The organism is Streptomyces sp. NPDC096012 (genome assembly GCF_040426375.1).
Taxonomy (GTDB): domain Bacteria; phylum Actinomycetota; class Actinomycetes; order Streptomycetales; family Streptomycetaceae; genus Streptomyces.
The window spans coordinates 202,288-216,935 of record NZ_JBEOTD010000004.1 but is presented as its reverse complement, the minus strand read 5'-3'; the positions used below and the strand labels follow the sequence as shown (position 1 = coordinate 216,935).

The 14,648-nt window shown below is 72.1% G+C and carries 12 protein-coding genes; 7 read left to right on the top strand and 5 right to left on the bottom strand.

Annotated elements, in window-relative coordinates; genetic code table 11:
• Nucleotides 1–307: 307 nt before the first annotated feature.
• The 5 genes from ABVB68_RS06765 to ABVB68_RS06745 all read left to right on the top strand — a co-directional run bounded on the left by ABVB68_RS06765 (nt 308) and on the right by ABVB68_RS06745 (nt 5,911).
• Nucleotides 308–1,969: an alkaline phosphatase family protein gene (locus ABVB68_RS06765; protein ID WP_353599942.1), complete on the top strand. Its 1,662-nt coding sequence runs from the start codon at nt 308–310 to the stop codon at nt 1,967–1,969.
• A gap of 244 nt (nt 1,970–2,213) precedes the next feature.
• Nucleotides 2,214–2,603, top strand: coding sequence for a VOC family protein (locus ABVB68_RS06760; protein WP_353599941.1), 390 nt, complete (start codon nt 2,214–2,216; stop codon nt 2,601–2,603).
• Between the two features lie 335 nt (nt 2,604–2,938).
• Nucleotides 2,939–4,186, top strand: coding sequence for an ABC transporter substrate-binding protein (locus tag ABVB68_RS06755; RefSeq protein WP_353599940.1), 1,248 nt, complete (start codon nt 2,939–2,941; stop codon nt 4,184–4,186).
• Nucleotides 4,183–5,085, top strand: coding sequence for a carbohydrate ABC transporter permease (locus ABVB68_RS06750; RefSeq protein ID WP_353599939.1), 903 nt, complete (start codon nt 4,183–4,185; stop codon nt 5,083–5,085). The genes ABVB68_RS06755 and ABVB68_RS06750 overlap by 4 nt, the downstream gene beginning before the upstream one ends.
• Nucleotides 5,078–5,911 (top strand): carbohydrate ABC transporter permease, encoded by an 834-nt coding sequence (locus ABVB68_RS06745; protein ID WP_353599938.1) that lies wholly within the window; start codon nt 5,078–5,080, stop codon nt 5,909–5,911. Before ABVB68_RS06750 ends, ABVB68_RS06745 begins: the two co-directional genes overlap by 8 nt.
• Here the strand turns inward: ABVB68_RS06745 and nirD are convergent.
• Together nirD and nirB are read right to left on the bottom strand one after the other, a co-directional pair.
• Entirely contained in the window at nt 5,908–6,315 is a 408-nt protein-coding gene (nirD, locus tag ABVB68_RS06740) for a nitrite reductase small subunit NirD (protein ID WP_353599937.1), read from the bottom strand. The genes ABVB68_RS06745 and nirD overlap by 4 nt on opposite strands.
• Nucleotides 6,312–8,930 carry a nitrite reductase large subunit NirB gene (gene nirB / locus ABVB68_RS06735; RefSeq protein WP_353599936.1) on the bottom strand — a complete coding sequence of 873 codons (2,619 nt, stop codon included), beginning with the start codon at nt 8,928–8,930 and terminating at the stop codon, nt 6,312–6,314. Before nirB ends, nirD begins: the two co-directional genes overlap by 4 nt.
• A 285-nt stretch (nt 8,931–9,215) precedes the next feature.
• On the opposite strand from nirB, the gene ABVB68_RS06730 reads away from it, so the two are divergent.
• Entirely contained in the window at nt 9,216–9,998 is a 783-nt protein-coding gene (locus ABVB68_RS06730) for a sulfite exporter TauE/SafE family protein (RefSeq protein ID WP_353599935.1), read from the top strand.
• Nucleotides 9,999–10,243: 245 nt separating this feature from the next.
• Here ABVB68_RS06730 and ABVB68_RS06725 read toward each other — a convergent pair whose 3' ends face one another.
• From ABVB68_RS06725 to ABVB68_RS06715, 3 genes are all read right to left on the bottom strand, one after another.
• Nucleotides 10,244–10,870 carry a class F sortase gene (locus ABVB68_RS06725; RefSeq protein ID WP_353599934.1) on the bottom strand — a complete coding sequence of 209 codons (627 nt, stop codon included), beginning with the start codon at nt 10,868–10,870 and terminating at the stop codon, nt 10,244–10,246.
• A gap of 117 nt (nt 10,871–10,987) precedes the next feature.
• The gene (locus tag ABVB68_RS06720; protein WP_353599933.1) at nt 10,988–11,554 is read right to left on the bottom strand and encodes a GVDTG sorting domain-containing protein; all 567 of its coding nucleotides are present in this window, start codon (nt 11,552–11,554) and stop codon (nt 10,988–10,990) included.
• 671 nt (nt 11,555–12,225) lie between these two features.
• Nucleotides 12,226–13,875, bottom strand: coding sequence for a M4 family metallopeptidase (locus ABVB68_RS06715; RefSeq protein ID WP_353599932.1), 1,650 nt, complete (start codon nt 13,873–13,875; stop codon nt 12,226–12,228).
• A gap of 139 nt (nt 13,876–14,014) precedes the next feature.
• Here ABVB68_RS06715 and ABVB68_RS06710 point away from each other — a divergent pair, with 139 nt between their 5' ends.
• Entirely contained in the window at nt 14,015–14,443 is a 429-nt protein-coding gene (locus ABVB68_RS06710) for a gamma-glutamylcyclotransferase family protein (RefSeq protein ID WP_353599931.1), read from the top strand.
• Nucleotides 14,444–14,648: the final 205 nt, after the last annotated feature.

Sequence of the window (14,648 nt, the reverse complement as noted above, 5' to 3'; positions counted from 1 at the left end):
TCCCGTGATCACAGAGCATCGCCACTCCGTGATCGCGGAACCTGCGCCTTCCCGTCCGCCCCGCCCTGCTCAACGTCTTCTCAACGTCTTCTCAACGTGCTCGGCCGCGACCTTCGTGCAGGCGGGACCAGGCCAGTGCCTGCTTCACTTCCGTCGCTCCGGCGCCGCGGGCCCACGGTCTTACATTGGAGGGGCAACCACGACGGGTTTATCAAACGTTCAGATTCCGGTCGTTGCCGCGACAGAGCTGTCGATTACCCATGATCCGCATCGCTGCCCGCGTCATCAAGAGCAACTGGAGTGAGTTGTGACCCGCCGATCCATACGACTGGCCGCCGCCCTCGGTCTCGCCACGACCCTCGCCGGAGGCTCACTCGCCGCGGCGTCGGAGCTCACCGGCGCCTTCGCCGCGCCGCAGAAGCCCGCCGTCGCCAAGCACGTCCTCCTCCTGTCCGTCGACGGTCTGCACCAGTCGGATCTGGCCTGGTACATCGCCCGCCACCCCGGCTCCGCGCTGGCCCGGCTGGTGAAGGGCGGCGTGCACTACAGCAACGCGCACACCACCATCCCCTCGGACTCCTTTCCCGGTATGACCGCCCAGGTCACCGGCGGGGGCCCGGGCACGACCGGCGTCTACTACGACGACACGTACGACCACGCGCTGCTCCCGGCCGGTACCACCAACTGCAAGACCGCCAAGCCCGGTGTCGAGGTGGACCTCACCGAGGACCTGGACAGGAACAAGGCTTCCCTCGACGCCGGCCAGGGCCTCAAGAACCTGCCCGGCAGCATCCTGCGGATGACCGGCCGGCCGCAGAGTCTGCTCGACCCGGGCAAGCTGCCGGTCGACCCCACGACCTGCAAGCCGGTCTACCCGCACTCGTACCTGCAGGTGAACACGGTCTTCAACGTGGCTCGCGACGCCGGTCTGCGTACCGCGTGGTCGGACAAGCACATCGCGTACGACATCCTCAACGGCCCGTCCGGCACGGGCATCCAGGACCAGTTCTCCCCGGAGATCAACAGCGACGCCGACGGCTACCCGGCGGGTAACGACTGGACCACCGACAACAAGGCCACCGAGCAGTACGACAACTACAAGGTCCAGGCCGTCCTCAACGAGATCGACGGCTACGACCACTCCCGCGGCCACAGGGTCGGCACCCCGGCGATCTTCGGCATGAACTTCCAGTCGGTCTCCACCGCCCAGAAGCTCCCCACCTCCGAGGGCCTCAAGGGCGGCTACGCGACCAAGGGCGTCCCCGGCCCGCTGTTGCGGAAGAACCTCGACTTCGTCAACACCGAGGTCGGCGCGTTGGTCAAGGAGATCCAGGCCAAGGGCCTGGCCTCCAGCACGGACATCGTCCTGTCCGCCAAGCACGGCCAGTCGCCGACCGACCCCGGTGCCCTGACCCGGATCGACGACGGCCCGCTGGTCGACGGTCTCAACGCAGCCTGGAAGAAGAAGCACCCGGGCGCCGGTGACCTTGTCGCGCACTCTGTGGACGACGACGGCATGCTGCTGTGGTTGAACGATCGCTCCGCCGAGGCCGCGTCGTTCGCCAAGCGGTACCTGCTCGCCCAGAGCGGCCAGGGCAACGACATCAACGGCCATGCCAAGGCGTTCACCACCAGTGGCCTCAGCAAGGTCTACGCGGGCAAGGACGCCGCCGCGTACTTCGGCGTCAAGCCCGGTGACGCGCGGGTGCCGGACCTGTTCGGCATCGCCAAGTACGGCGTCGTCTACACCGGCGGTAAGAAGAAGATCGCCGAGCACGGCGGCGCCCACGCCGATGACTTGAACGTCCCGCTCGTCATCTCCGGCGCCGGCACCCCCGCGGGTGTCACGAGGTCCCGTCAGGTCGAGACCACCCAGATCGCGCCGACGATCCTGTCCCTCCTGGGCCTGAACCCCGACAACCTCCAGGCCGTCCAGAAGGACCACACCCAGGTGCTGCCGGTCCGTTGACCCTGGGCAACCGGTGATTCCGGCGCGGGTGGGCCGCGCGCAGAACAGCGTGAGGCCCGCCCGCGCGTGCGTGCCGTCAAGCGCTGGACGTGCCACGGCCTGCCCGCAAGCACGAGCCCGCTGAAAGCCGTCGCCCCGGTCCCCCTTCGTGGGCGACAACGATTAGGATCGACCGCGACATCGCGTGTCGATCACCGGCTGGGTGAGGCATGGAGGTGTCGGGACGTGCCCTCGGAGGCATTCCTTGTCAGTTGAGTTGAACCACACGATCGTCCACGCCCGCGACAACCGGGAGTCCGCGGAGTTCTTCGCGGAACTGCTGGGCCTCGAGATCACCGCCGAGTGGGGTCCTTTCATCGCGGTCGGCCTGAGCAACGGCGTCACGCTGGACTTCGCCACGATCCCCGCGGACCGGATCACCCCCCAGCACTACGCTTTCCTGATCTCGGAGGAGGAGTTCGACGCGGCGTACGCGCGGATCAGGCAGCGCGGCATCGAGCACTACGCCGACCCGCACCGGCGACAGCCCGGCACGATCAACCACAACGACGGCGGCCGCGGCGTGTACTTCATGGACCCGGCGGGCCACGCCATGGAACTCATCACCGTCCCGTACGGCGGCTGGACCTCGTAAGCACATGCGTCGAGGGCCGCACCTCGGCGGGCGGTGCGGCCCTCGACGCTGCCTGTGCCCGATGTGCCCCGATGTACCTGATGTGCACGATGTGCCCTACGGTCGCGCCCCGCGACTACTACCCCGCCCATGGAACGGACGTCGATCACGATCGACGTCCGCACCCCCTTGTGGGAGGCGGAAGAGGACCGGAAAGCCGGCCTGACGGAGGCCACTTCGGGATGTGTCCCGAGAGACCCCCGCTGTGTGACACACCGCCGCAACACCCCTTTCGTAATCGGCGCGCATGGTTGATCGTTGGGCCGTGCATCGATGACGGACGTCAGGGGGCACAGATGACGATCAGCCGCAGGAACCTGCTCGCCGCCGGCGTGGGTGCCGGACTGCTCACGGCGTGTGGGGCGAACACCGGGCGCGGCGGCGGCGGTTCCGGGCCGCAGCTCTCGCAGTGGTACCACCAGTACGGCGAGCCCGGCACCGAGCAGGCGGTCCAGCGGTACGCCGCCGCCTTCAAGAAGGCCCACGTCACCGTCCAGTGGCGGCCGGGGAACTACGACCAGCAGACCGCCGCCGCCCTCCTGACCGACTCCGGGCCCGACGTCTTCGAGGTCAACGGGCCGACGCTGGACCAGATCCAGGGCGGTCAGGTGGCCGACCTCACCGCGCTGCTGGCAGGGGTGAGGGACGACTTCAATCCGGCCGTACTCACCCCGAAGACGTACGACGGCAGGATCTGGGCCGTCCCGCAGGTCATCGACACGCAGCTGCTCTACTACCGCAAGAGCCTGCTGAGGGACGCCGGAGTCGAGCCGCCCACCACCCTGGACGGCCTGGTCGACGCTGCGGGGGCGCTCACCACCGGCAAGGTCAAGGGGCTCTTCCTCGGCAACGACGGCGGCGCCGGGGTGCTCGGCGGAACCCCCCTGTACGCGGCCGGACTCCAGCTCGTCACCGACGACGCCAGGCCCGGCTTCGACGACCCCGCGGCCGCCCGCACCCTCGGCAAGCTGCACCGGCTGTACGCCGGCAGGTCGCTGCTCCTCGGCGCGCCCACCGACTGGTCCGACCCGTCCGCCTTCGTCCAGGGACTGACCGCGATGCAGTGGTCCGGACTGTGGGCGCTGCCCCAGGTGCAGAAGGAACTCGGCGACGACTTCGGGGTGTTGCCCTTCCCCGGCGACGGGCCCCAGGGCCGGCCCGCCGTACCCGTCGGGGCCTACGGCGCCGCAGTCAGCACGCGCACCGGGCACCGGGAGGCGGCCGAGGAGTACGTGAAGTGGCTCTGGGTCGAACGCACCGACTACCAGCAGGACTTCGCGCTGTCCTACGGATTCCACATCCCCGCCCGGATCTCCCTCGCCAGGAAGGCCGCCGGGCTGAGGAAGGGCGCGGCCGCCGACGCCGTCCGGTTCACCACCGACCACGGCTACGCCCAGCCGCTGCTGTGGACCCCGGCCAGCCAGACCGCGTACCAGGACGCGCTCAGCCGGATCATCAAGGACGGGGCCGATCCGGACCGTGAGCTGAGGGCGGTCGTGGGGAAGGTGTCGGGCGAACTCGACCGCGTGAAGAAGAAGTCGTGAGGCGCCGGCAGGCCCTGTGGTTCTGGGTGTTCGTCGGGCCGTTCGCACTCGGGCTGGCGCTGTTCACGTACGTTCCGCTGCTGTGGAGCGTGGGCCTGAGCTTCTTCGACGCGCACAACACCGTCACGCCCACGCACTTCGTCGGCCTGGACAACTACACGACGATGCTGCATGACCAGGCGTTCGTCGACAGCCTGTGGACCTTCCTCGTCTTCACCGCCTTCATCGTGCCCGCCACCTTCGTGTTCGCCCTCTCCCTCGCCCTGATGGTCAACCGCGTCGGGCGCGCCCGGGCCTTCTTCCGGTCGGTGTTCTTCCTCCCCGCGGCCTGCAGTTATGTCGTGGCCGCCCTGATCTGGAAGATGTCGGTCTTCAACGGGGTGCGGTTCGGGCTGGCCAACACCGTGCTGGGGTGGTTCGGCGGCGAACCGGTGGCCTGGCTGTCCACGACCCATCCGCCCTGGTACTGGCTGGTCGTCGTCACCGTACGGCTGTGGCTGCAGGCCGGGTTCTACATGATCCTGTTCCTCGCGGGGCTGCAGCGCATCGACCCGGTGCTGTACGAGGCGGCCGCCGTGGACGGGGCCCGGCCCGGCTGGACGGTGCTGCGGCACATCACCCTGCCGCAGCTGCGGGCCACCTCGGTGGCGGTGGTGCTGCTGCTCGTCGTGGGCGCCTTCCAGGCCTTCGACGAGTTCTACAACCTGCTCTCCGACGCGCGCGGCTATCCGCCCTACGCCCGGCCGCCACTGGTCTACCTCTACTACCTCGCCCTCGGCCAGGGGCAGGACCTGGGGCTCGGCAGCGCGGGCGCGGTGATCCTGGCGCTGATCATCGCCGTCGTCACCGTGGGGCAGGCGCGGTGGCTGAAGCTGGGAAGGACGGACGCCGATGGATGACGCCCTGGTGCGCACCGGGCGGGCGCTGCGGCTGGTGCTGCTGATCGTGCTCGCCCTGCTCTTCCTGATCCCGTTCTACCTGCTGGTCCGCAACGGCCTGTCCACCGAGCGGGACATCACCTCGCCCGAGTGGACCTTCCTGCCCGGCGAGTGGAGGTGGGGGAACGTCCGGGAGCTGTTCGACGACCCGTCCGTCCCCTTCGCCCGCTCCCTGCTCAACTCCGCCCTGATCGCCGTGGCGACGACGCTCGGCACGCTGCTGCCGGCCTCCCTCGCGGGCTACGGCCTGGCCCGCATCCCCTACCGGCACGCGAACAAGGTCTTCTACGGCATCCTCGGCACCCTGCTGGTCCCGGCCGCCGTCACCTTCGTGCCGAGCTTCGTGCTGGTGTCGTCGCTGGGCTGGATCTCCACCCTGCGCGGCCTGATCGTGCCGACCCTGTTCTCCGCCTTCGCCTGCTTCGTCTTCCGGCAGTACTTCCTCGGTTTCCCACGGGAGCTGGAGGACGCGGCGCAGGTAGACGGGCTCGGCCACTGGCGCACGTACTGGCTGGTGGTCGTGCCGAACGCGCGGCCGGTGTTCGCGGCCGTCGGGACGATCGTGTTCCTCGGCGCGTGGAACTCCTTCCTGTGGCCGCTGGTGATCGGGCAGGACCGGGACGCCTGGACGGTGCAGGTGGCGCTGTCGTCGTTCACCACGTCCCAGGTCGTCCGGCTGCACGAGCTGTTCGTGGCGGCGGCCGTGTCGATCCTGCCGCTGCTGCTGGTGTTCCTGTGCTTCCAGCGGTGGATCGTGGCGGGAGTGGAGCGGTCGGGGATCGACTAGGCCGGCCGGAGATCCTCCTGGGGCGAACGCTCGGGTGCGGCGGGAGCGTGGGGCCCGGCCCTCCGCACCCGGTACGCGGTCACCCGCACCGACTCGTCGTCCAGACACTGCCCGCCGGCCAGGTCGAAGCGCTGCTTCAGCAGCGGGGACGCCACGAACGGGCGGCCCTCGCAGCTGCCGGTCAGCCCCCGGGAGAGGACGGCGGCGCCGGTGAACGGGTCGACGTTGTCGATGGCGTACAGACGGTCGGAGCGGTCCCGGAAGACGGCCGCCTGGCGGCCGCCCGGCAGCAGGGCGGCCACTCCGCGGCCGGGCGTCAGCGCCTCCAGGCCGCAGACCGTGAACCAGCCGCCGGACAGCAGCAGTTGCACCTTCAGGCCGGTGCGCTCGAGGGTCGGGCTCATCGCTGGGCGGTTCCTTCCAGGACGTCGGCGGGCCGCGTGCCGATGGTGAGCAGCGGCAGGTCGGGCTTGATCTGGTCGCGCTCGGGGACGAAGGCGACGACCGGGTCCGGGGTGCCCGGTGCGTTGACGAAGGACACGAACCGGGCCAGCTTCTCGGGGTCGTTCACGGTCTGCGCCCACTCGTCCCGGTAGGCGCCGACGTGCGCGGCCATCAGCGCCTCCAGTTCCGCGCAGATGCCGAGCGAGTCGCGCACCACCACCTCCCGCACGTGGTCCAGGCCGCCGGGGATCCGCTCCAGCCAGGCCGAGGTGCGCTCCAGGCGGTCGGCGGTGCGGATGTAGAACATCAGGAACCGGTCGATCAGCCGGACGAGTTCGGCATCCGACAGGTCCTGGGCGAGGAGGTCCGCGTGCCGCGGGGTGGCGCCGCCGTTGCCGCCGACGTACAGGTTCCAGCCGCCCGCGGTGGCGATGACCCCGAAGTCCTTGGACCGGGCCTCGGCGCATTCCCGGACGCACCCGGAGACCGCCGACTTGAGCTTGTGCGGCGACCTCAGGCCCCGGTAGCGCAGCTCCAGGTCGATCGCCATCCGGACGGAGTCCTGCACACCGTAGCGGCACCAGGTCCGGCCGACACAGGACTTCACCGTGCGCAGCGACTTGCCGTAGGCGTGCCCGGACTCGAAACCGGCGTCGACCAGGCGGGCCCAGATCAACGGCAGCTGCTCCACCCGGGCGCCGAACATGTCGATCCGCTGACCGCCGGTGATCTTCGTGTAGAGGCCGAAGTCGCGGGCGATCTCCCCGATGACGATCAACTTCTCGGGTGCGATCTCGCCGCCCGGGATGCGCGGCACCACGGAGTACGAGCCGTTCTTCTGCAGGTTGGCCAGGAAGTGGTCGTTGGTGTCCTGCAGCGCGGCCTGCTCGCCGTCCAGGACGTAGCCGCTCGCGCCGATCGCCGGGGCGAGGGAGGCGATGATCGAGCCGACGGCCGGCTTGCAGACGTCGCAGCCGTCGCCGCCCTGGGTGCCCTCCCGGCCGTAGCGGTCCAGCAGGTCCCGGTAGGAGGTGACGCGCAGGGCGAGGACGATCTCGTACAGCTCCTCGCGGGTCTGCGCGAAGCAGCCGCACAGGCCCTTGTCCACCTCGACGCCGGACGCCTCCATTTCGGCGGTGACCAGTTGGCCGAGCACCTTGACGCAACCGCCGCAGCCGGTGCCGGCCCTGGTGCACTTCGACACCTCGGTCACGGAGGTGCACCGGTGCTCGGTCACCGCGGTCCGGATCGTGCCCTTGCCGACGTTGTGGCACGAGCAGATCACCGCCTCGTCCGGGAGGGCGGACGGGCCGAGCCGGGCGCCCGCGTCCGCTCCGGCGGGCAGGACCAGGGACTCGGGGGAGACCGGCGGCACCGAACCGGTCAGCGCGCGCAGCGTGCCGTACGCCTCCGCGTCGCCGACCAGGATGCCGCCGAGCAGGGTGCCGTCGGGGGCGACGACCAGCTTCTTGTACAGCCCCGCGCGGGAGTCGGAGTACACGACGTCCAGGCAGTCCTCGGTGGTGCCGTGCGCGTCGCCGAAGGAGGCCACGTCCACGCCGAGCAGCTTCAGCTTGGTGGACAGGTCGGCGCCGGTGAAGGACGCCCGTCCGGCACCGGCGATGGCGGCCGCGGCCGTCGCCGCCTGCTCGTAGCCCGGCGCCACCAGGCCGTAGACCCGGCCGTCCGCGGCCTGCGCGCACTCGCCGATGGCGAACACCCGCGGGTCGGTGACCGTGCGGCACCGTTCGTCCACCGTGATGCCGCCGCGCTCGCCGACCGCGAGGCCGCAGGAACGGGCCAGCTCGTCGCGCGGCCGTACGCCGGCGCTGAACACCACCATGTCGACGGCGAGTTCGGAGCCGTCGGACAGCTTCATCCCGGTGACCGCGCCGTCCGGGCCGGTGACGATCTCCTGGGTGCCCGTGCCGGTGTGCACGGTCAGGCCCATGCCCTCGACGGTGCGCAGCAGTGCCGCGCCGCCGCCCGTGTCGACCTGCACCGGCATCAGGCGCGGCGCGAACTCCACGATGTGCGTGGCCAGTCCGAGCCCGTCCAGCGCGCCGGCCGCCTCCAGTCCCAGCAGCCCGCCACCGACCACGGCGCCCGTCGCCGCCCCCGACCCGGCGTACGCCTCGATGGCGAGCAGGTCCTCGATCGTGCGGTAGACGAAGCAGCCCTCGGCGTCCCTGCCGGGCACCGGCGGGACGAACGGGTTGGAGCCGGTGGCCAGGACGAGGACGTCGTAGTCGACGGTGAGCCCGCTGCGGGCCGTCACGGTGCGCGCGGCGCGGTCGACGCTCTCGGCCGGATCGCCCACGTGCAGCTCGATGCCGTGCGCAGCGATGAACGCCGGGTCCGCCAGGGACAGTTCGCCGGGTGTGCGGCCCGCGAAGTAGGAGGTCAGCCGCACCCGGTCATAGGCCGGACGCGGCTCCTCGCACAGCACGACCACGCGGTGCGTCGCGGTCGTGCCGTGCTCGGCCAGCGCTTCGAGGAAGCGCTGGCCGACCATGCCGTGGCCGACGAGCACGATCGTGGGGCGTGCCCGGTCACGAAGGGCCGTCGTGGACATCAGGAGCCTCCGTCGTGGGTGAGCGGGTGGCGCAGGGGCCGGTGCCGCTCACCGCCCCACCCGCTTTCGAGGTCATGTCCCCGAGCGTGGGATCCGGACGTTTCCCGGTGGGATCCCCGCTGTTTCCCGCGCGGAACGCTGCGCTCAGCGGGGGCCCGCGGACGGTGTGAGGGTCCCCTGCCGTCGCTCGGGAGGGCGGTGAGAAGGCCCCGGACCAGGCCGGAAGCCTCAGAATCCGCTCAGATGCGTGGACGGCACATCCGACCGCTTCCTAGGGTCGCGATCATGCCCGACATACCCCTGACCGTCGTAGCCCTGCTGTGCCTGGCCGCCCTCGCGGCCGGCTGGATCGACGCGGTGGTCGGCGGGGGCGGGCTGCTGCTGTTGCCGGCCCTGCTGCTCGGGCTCCCCGCCGCCACCCCGGCCGCGTACGCGCTGGGCACCAACAAGGCGATCGCCATCTGCGGCACCGGCGGCGCCGCGGTCACCTACGCCCGCAGGGCACCGGTGGAGGTCGGCACGGCCGTACGCATCGGTCTCGCCGCCCTCGCCGGCTCCTCGGCGGGCGCCTTCTTCGCGGCCGGCATGAGCACGGACGTCCTCAAGCCGGTGATCATGGTGGTGCTGCTCGCCGTCGCCGCGTTCGTGATCCTGCGCCCCGCCTTCGGCACGGCCCCCGCCACCGGTCCCGCCACCCGCCGCCGGCGGCTCGCCGCGATCGGCCTGGCCGGCCTCGGCATCGGCTGCTACGACGGCCTGATCGGACCCGGCACCGGCACCTTCCTGGTCCTCGCGCTGACCGCGGTCCTCCGTCTCGACCTGGTCACCGCCTCCGCCACCGCGAAGATCGTCAACTGCTGCACCAATGCCGGCGCCCTCGCCACGTTCGCCTGGCAGGGCACGGTGCTGTGGCGGTTCGCCGCGCTGCTCGCCCTCTTCAACCTCGTGGGCGGCACCCTCGGCGCGCACACCGCCCTCAAGCGGGGCAGCGGCTTCGTCCGGATCGTCCTGCTGACGGTCGTCCTCGCGCTGGTGACGAACCTGGTGTACGAGCAGTGGGTGGCCTGACCGGGGGCGGCGGGTGGGTTCGCCCCCGGGGTACGGCGGGTTCCGCCCCGGAGGCCGGTGGGTTCTCCCCGGCACACGCGGACTCTCCCCGGGACCCGTGGACTCTCCCCGGCACACGCGGACTCTCCCCGGGACCCGTGGACTCTCCCCGGCACACGCGGACTCTCCGGGGCGCGCGGACTCTCCCCGGGCCGCGGCGCAGGTCATGGCCGCGGTGCCGTCGGCCCCCGGGACGGCGACCCCCGTCAGCGGCTGCCCGTCAGGCGCGCGAACACCACCACGTTGCCCTGGTAGCCGGTCGTCCTCGAGTAGCCGCCGCCGCAGGTGATGACGCGCAGTTCGGGCCGGGGGGCCGCGCCGTACACCTTCTCGTCGGGGAAGTCGCGCGCCGCGTACACCTCCACCGCGTCCACGGTGAACACGGCCACCGATCCGTCCCGGCGGTCCACCTCGATGCGGGCGCCCCGCTTGAGCGCGCCGAGGTCGTAGAAGACGGCGGGGCCGTCGGCGTTGTCCACGTGGCCGGCGACGATCGCGGTGCCCGTCTCGCCGGGCATGGTGCCGGCCTCGTACCAGCCGGCGAGGTTCTTCTCCTTGGCGGGCGGCACGTCCAGGCTGCCCGAGCCGGTGAGGGCCAGGCCCATCAGCGGGGCGTTCACCCCGATCGCGGGGATGCGGATTCGAGTGGGCGGGGAGGGCTCGAGGGCGAGGGCAGCGAGCGGCTCACCTCCCGGGTCGGGGCGGCCCTCGACGGCCGACGGCTGCGGTGGCGCGGCCGTCCCGGCGCCGCCGAGCAGCCACACCCCCGAACCGAGGGCCACGACGGTGACCGCGGCTATGGCGGCGTCTGGGAGCCTGGCACTCCTGCGCATCTGAACCCCTCTCCCGGAGGACTGCGAAGGCCCCCGCCCCCTCCGGGCCGCGAGGGGCATCGGACCCGGAGGGGGTGGGACGTGCGGTACCGGCGGACGGACAGCGGAGGGTGTCCGTCAGATCCCGTCGCCTCTCGCCCGGCGATGCAGGAGCCAGGTACCGCCCGCGGCGGCGACGGCCAGAGCCGCCACACCCGCCGCGGTCTGCACGGGGTCGCGACCGAGTGCGCCGCCGACCCCCGTCTTCACGCTTCCCCGTGGTTGCAACTGCTGGCCGAGCACCGGGGTGAGTGCCACCAGCAGGTCGCCCTTCACCTGCCGGCCGCCCTCGGCGCAGGTGGCGACGATCTCGTACGTCCCCGGCTGCGCGCTCGGCGGCACCCGGAACTGGCCGACGGCCTCCCCCTCGTGCGTGCCGGGCGCCAGCGGGAACGTGCCGGCGCCGACCGCGCTCGCGTCCCCGGTGGCGGAGCCCTTGTCCCCGCAGGCGGCGGTGTTCGCCGAGACCTGGTCCCCGGGTGACACGGTGGCGGGGTACACCGCCAGGCTGCCGGCGGGGGAGCCGGCTTCGGCTCGCGCGCCGTGGAGCTGGGCCGTCGTCCGGACGGCGTCGCCGGCGTGGGCGGGTCCCGCGACGGCCACGGCGAGCGCGGTACCGGTCAGCAGACGGGCGATGCCTCGCATGGTGCTCCCCAGAGCTTGTCCGACTCGTGCCCTACCGAGATAAGTGGCTTCCGGGCGTGCGCGCTTCCTGAGTGGCCGTCAGAAATGCGGTGAACGGGTGGCGGCCGCGCCCCCCGCACGGGCTAGTGCGTACCGGGTTCGGGCAGGTCATGGGGGGAACGAAGGGGCGTGGAAGGCTGCGGTATGAAAAGCACACGAATGGAGCGGCGGGCACCGGTGAACGGGTGACGCGCCGTCAGCGCCGCCCCCGCCCGGCCCCGGCGGCTGCACCGGGGGTGCGTGTGCCGCCCGGTGACACCGGTGGCGGAGCCGGGGTACGCGTGCGCCCGGCGGCCCGGCGGCCCGGCGGCCCGGCGGCCCGGCGGCCCGGCGGCCCGGCGGCCCCGGCGGTGGCGGCGGTCCCGGCGGTGGCGGCGGGAGAGGCGCGTGCCACCCGCCAGCCCGCGACCCCGCGCCCCCGCGACCCCGCGACCCCGCGGCCCCGCGACGCGGCGACGCGGCGACGCGGCGTCCGGGAGGCCCGGGGGTCCAGGGGCCCGGGAGGCCGACGAACGGTCGGGCGGCGCCCCCGCGCACACGGGCGGCGCCCCCGCGCACACGGGCGCCCCCCGCGCGCACCACTGAGGCCGGTGCCCGCGCGGGGTACCGGCCTCCGTGTCGTCGCCGTCGGGTCAGTTCACGTTGACCGCGCTCCAGGCGGCGGCCACCGCGTTGTACTCCGCGCCTCCGGCGCCGTAGAGGTCCTTCGCGGCGTTGAGGGTCGCCGTCCGCGCCGCCTTGTAGTCGGTCGAGGACGTCATGTAGACGGTCAGCGCCCGGTACCAGATCTTGCCGACCTTGTCCCGGCCGATGCCGGTGACCGCGGAGCCGTTGTACGTCGGCGAGTCGTAGCTGACCCCGTTGATGGTCTTCGCGCCGCTGCCCTCCGCGAGGAGGTACGCGAAGTGGTTGGCGACGCCCGAGGAGTAGTGGACGTCCAGGTTCCCGACCGAACTGCTCCAGTAGTCCGCGGAGCTGCCGTCCCTGGACGGCTTGTCCATGAAGCGCAGGGCCGCCTTGCCGAACCCGGGCTTCACGATCTTCTCGCCGATGAGGTAGTCACCGGTGTCGGAGGAGTTGTTCGCGTACCACTCCACCATCGTGCCGAGGATGTCGGACGTGGCCTCGTTCAGTCCGCCGGACTCGCCCGAGTAGGTCAGCGCGGCCGTCTTCGACGTCACGCCGTGCGTCATCTCGTGCCCCGCGACGTCGAGGGCGACCAGCGGACCGAAGGTGGTCCCGTCGCCGTCGCCGTACGTCATGCAGAAGCAACTGTCGTCCCAGAAGGCGTTGTTGTAGTTGCTGCCGTAGTGGACGCGGTTGTACGAGCCCTTGCCGTCGCCGGCGATGCCGTTGCGGCCCTGGACGTTCTTGTAGTAGTCCCAGGTCTCGTTGGTGCCGTACTGGGCGTCGACCGCGGCCGAGGCGCGGTCCGCGGTGGTGCCCGTGCCCCAGTGGTTGTCGGCGTCGGTGAACACGGTCGCGGGGGCCCGGCTCATGCAGATGCCGAAGACGCACAGGTCCGTCTTGCCCGCGGCGTCACCGGTGTAGGTGTTGCCCCGCGTCGGGTCCTTGAGCTGGTACGTCGATCCGGACTGGGTGGTCTCCAGCGGCACCGTCGAGCTGTAGAGCGACTTGCCGTCACCGGCGGCCGTCTCGATGCTGTCCCAGGCGTCGATCTGCGCGCCGGCGCGGGCGTCGGTGAGCACGGTGCGGGCGACCGGGTTGCCGAGCGAGTCCAGGCCGGCGGCGGTGGTCCGCCAGGCCAGCCTCGGCGAACCGTGCAGGGCGTCGACGACCAGCTCCGGCTTGGCCTTCACCTGCTTCAGCCGTCCGCCGGAGCCGGCGGCGCGCAGCGCGTCCACCGCGAGGGCGGCGGCCTTCGGGCCGGACACCCGCGGAGTGACGGAGGGCAGGGCGATCCGGTCGCGGGTGGCGCGGTCGGCGCCGCGGTATCCGCCGTCGGGCGCCAGGTGGACGACGAAGTCGCCGCCGAGGACGGGGAGTCCGCGGTAGGTGCGGTCGTAACGGACGTGCTGCGTGCCGTCCCGGTCCACGATCACGTCCCGGACACCGGTGCCCTGGGCGGAGCTGAGGCCCAGGCCGGTGGCGTGGGCGAGGAGCGCCGACGCGGCGTTCTCGATCGCGGTGGCCCGGGTCGGTCTGCCGTCGGCGTGGGCGGCGGGGGAGAGGGCGGCGGCCAGCAGGGTCGCGGTGGTGACCGCGACGCCGGCGGTGGCGAGGCGGCGGGTTCCTCGGGCGTGCTGCCGTATCCGGCTCATCTGTCTCCTCGGGGAGGCGCACAACTGGGGCGTGGGGTGGCGCTGGTGGTGACAGCGATTTAAAAGGGCATGACAAGCCATGTCCATAGCGCCTCCATGGAGATGTGTGACGAGCCGGAGGGGGTACAGAATCGTTTCCGTGACCGCCGAGGATCCCCGGCCGCTGCCCTTCTTCGTCTACGGCACCCTCCGGCCCGGCGAGGGCAACCACGACCTGTTCCTGCGCGGCCGGACCGCCGCGGAGGAACCGGGCCGCCTGCACGACGCCGTGCTGTACGACGGACCCGGCTACCCCTACGCCGTCGAACGGGCCGGGGGAGAGGTGCGGGGGGAACTGGTGACCGCCCGGCCCGAGACGTACGAGGACCTGCTGGCGGCCCTGGACCGGCTGGAGGAGTACGCGCCGGGCGATCCGGGCAACCTGTACGTCCGCGTCACCCGGGACGTCGTACGCGCCGACGGCAGCGCGGTCCCGGCCTGGGTCTACCTGGCCGCCCCGCGCGTCGCCGCCCGGCTGCGCTCGGCGGGAACCCCCATCGAGGGCGGCGACTGGCTGTCCCGCCGCTGACGGAAGCGCGGCGGCATCGCCGACCGGCTCGGCCGCCTCTGTCCGGGGCTCGGTGCGGCTTCGGCGGTGACGGGCTTGGCCGCCTCTTGGCTGGGGCTCGGCGCGGCTTTGGTGACCGGCTCGGCCGCCTCTGTCCGGGGCTCGGTGCGGCTTCGGCGGTGACGGGCTTGGCCGCCTCTTGGCTGGGGCTCGGCGCGGCTTCGGT

What these genes read in the sequence shown, in the direction of transcription:
- ABVB68_RS06730 (WP_353599935.1), top strand. Translation starts at nt 9,216, where the DNA reads ATGCCCGACATACCCCTGACCGTCGTAGCCCTGCTGTGCCTGGCCGCC.
- ABVB68_RS06745 (WP_353599938.1), top strand. Translation starts at nt 5,078, where the DNA reads ATGGATGACGCCCTGGTGCGCACCGGGCGGGCGCTGCGGCTGGTGCTG.
- ABVB68_RS06715 (WP_353599932.1), bottom strand. Translation starts at nt 13,875, where the DNA reads ATGAGCCGGATACGGCAGCACGCCCGAGGAACCCGCCGCCTCGCCACC.
- nirD (WP_353599937.1), bottom strand. Translation starts at nt 6,315, where the DNA reads ATGAGCCCGACCCTCGAGCGCACCGGCCTGAAGGTGCAACTGCTGCTG.
- ABVB68_RS06755 (WP_353599940.1), top strand. Translation starts at nt 2,939, where the DNA reads ATGACGATCAGCCGCAGGAACCTGCTCGCCGCCGGCGTGGGTGCCGGA.
- nirB (WP_353599936.1), bottom strand. Translation starts at nt 8,930, where the DNA reads ATGTCCACGACGGCCCTTCGTGACCGGGCACGCCCCACGATCGTGCTC.
- ABVB68_RS06720 (WP_353599933.1), bottom strand. Translation starts at nt 11,554, where the DNA reads ATGCGAGGCATCGCCCGTCTGCTGACCGGTACCGCGCTCGCCGTGGCC.
- ABVB68_RS06725 (WP_353599934.1), bottom strand. Translation starts at nt 10,870, where the DNA reads ATGCGCAGGAGTGCCAGGCTCCCAGACGCCGCCATAGCCGCGGTCACC.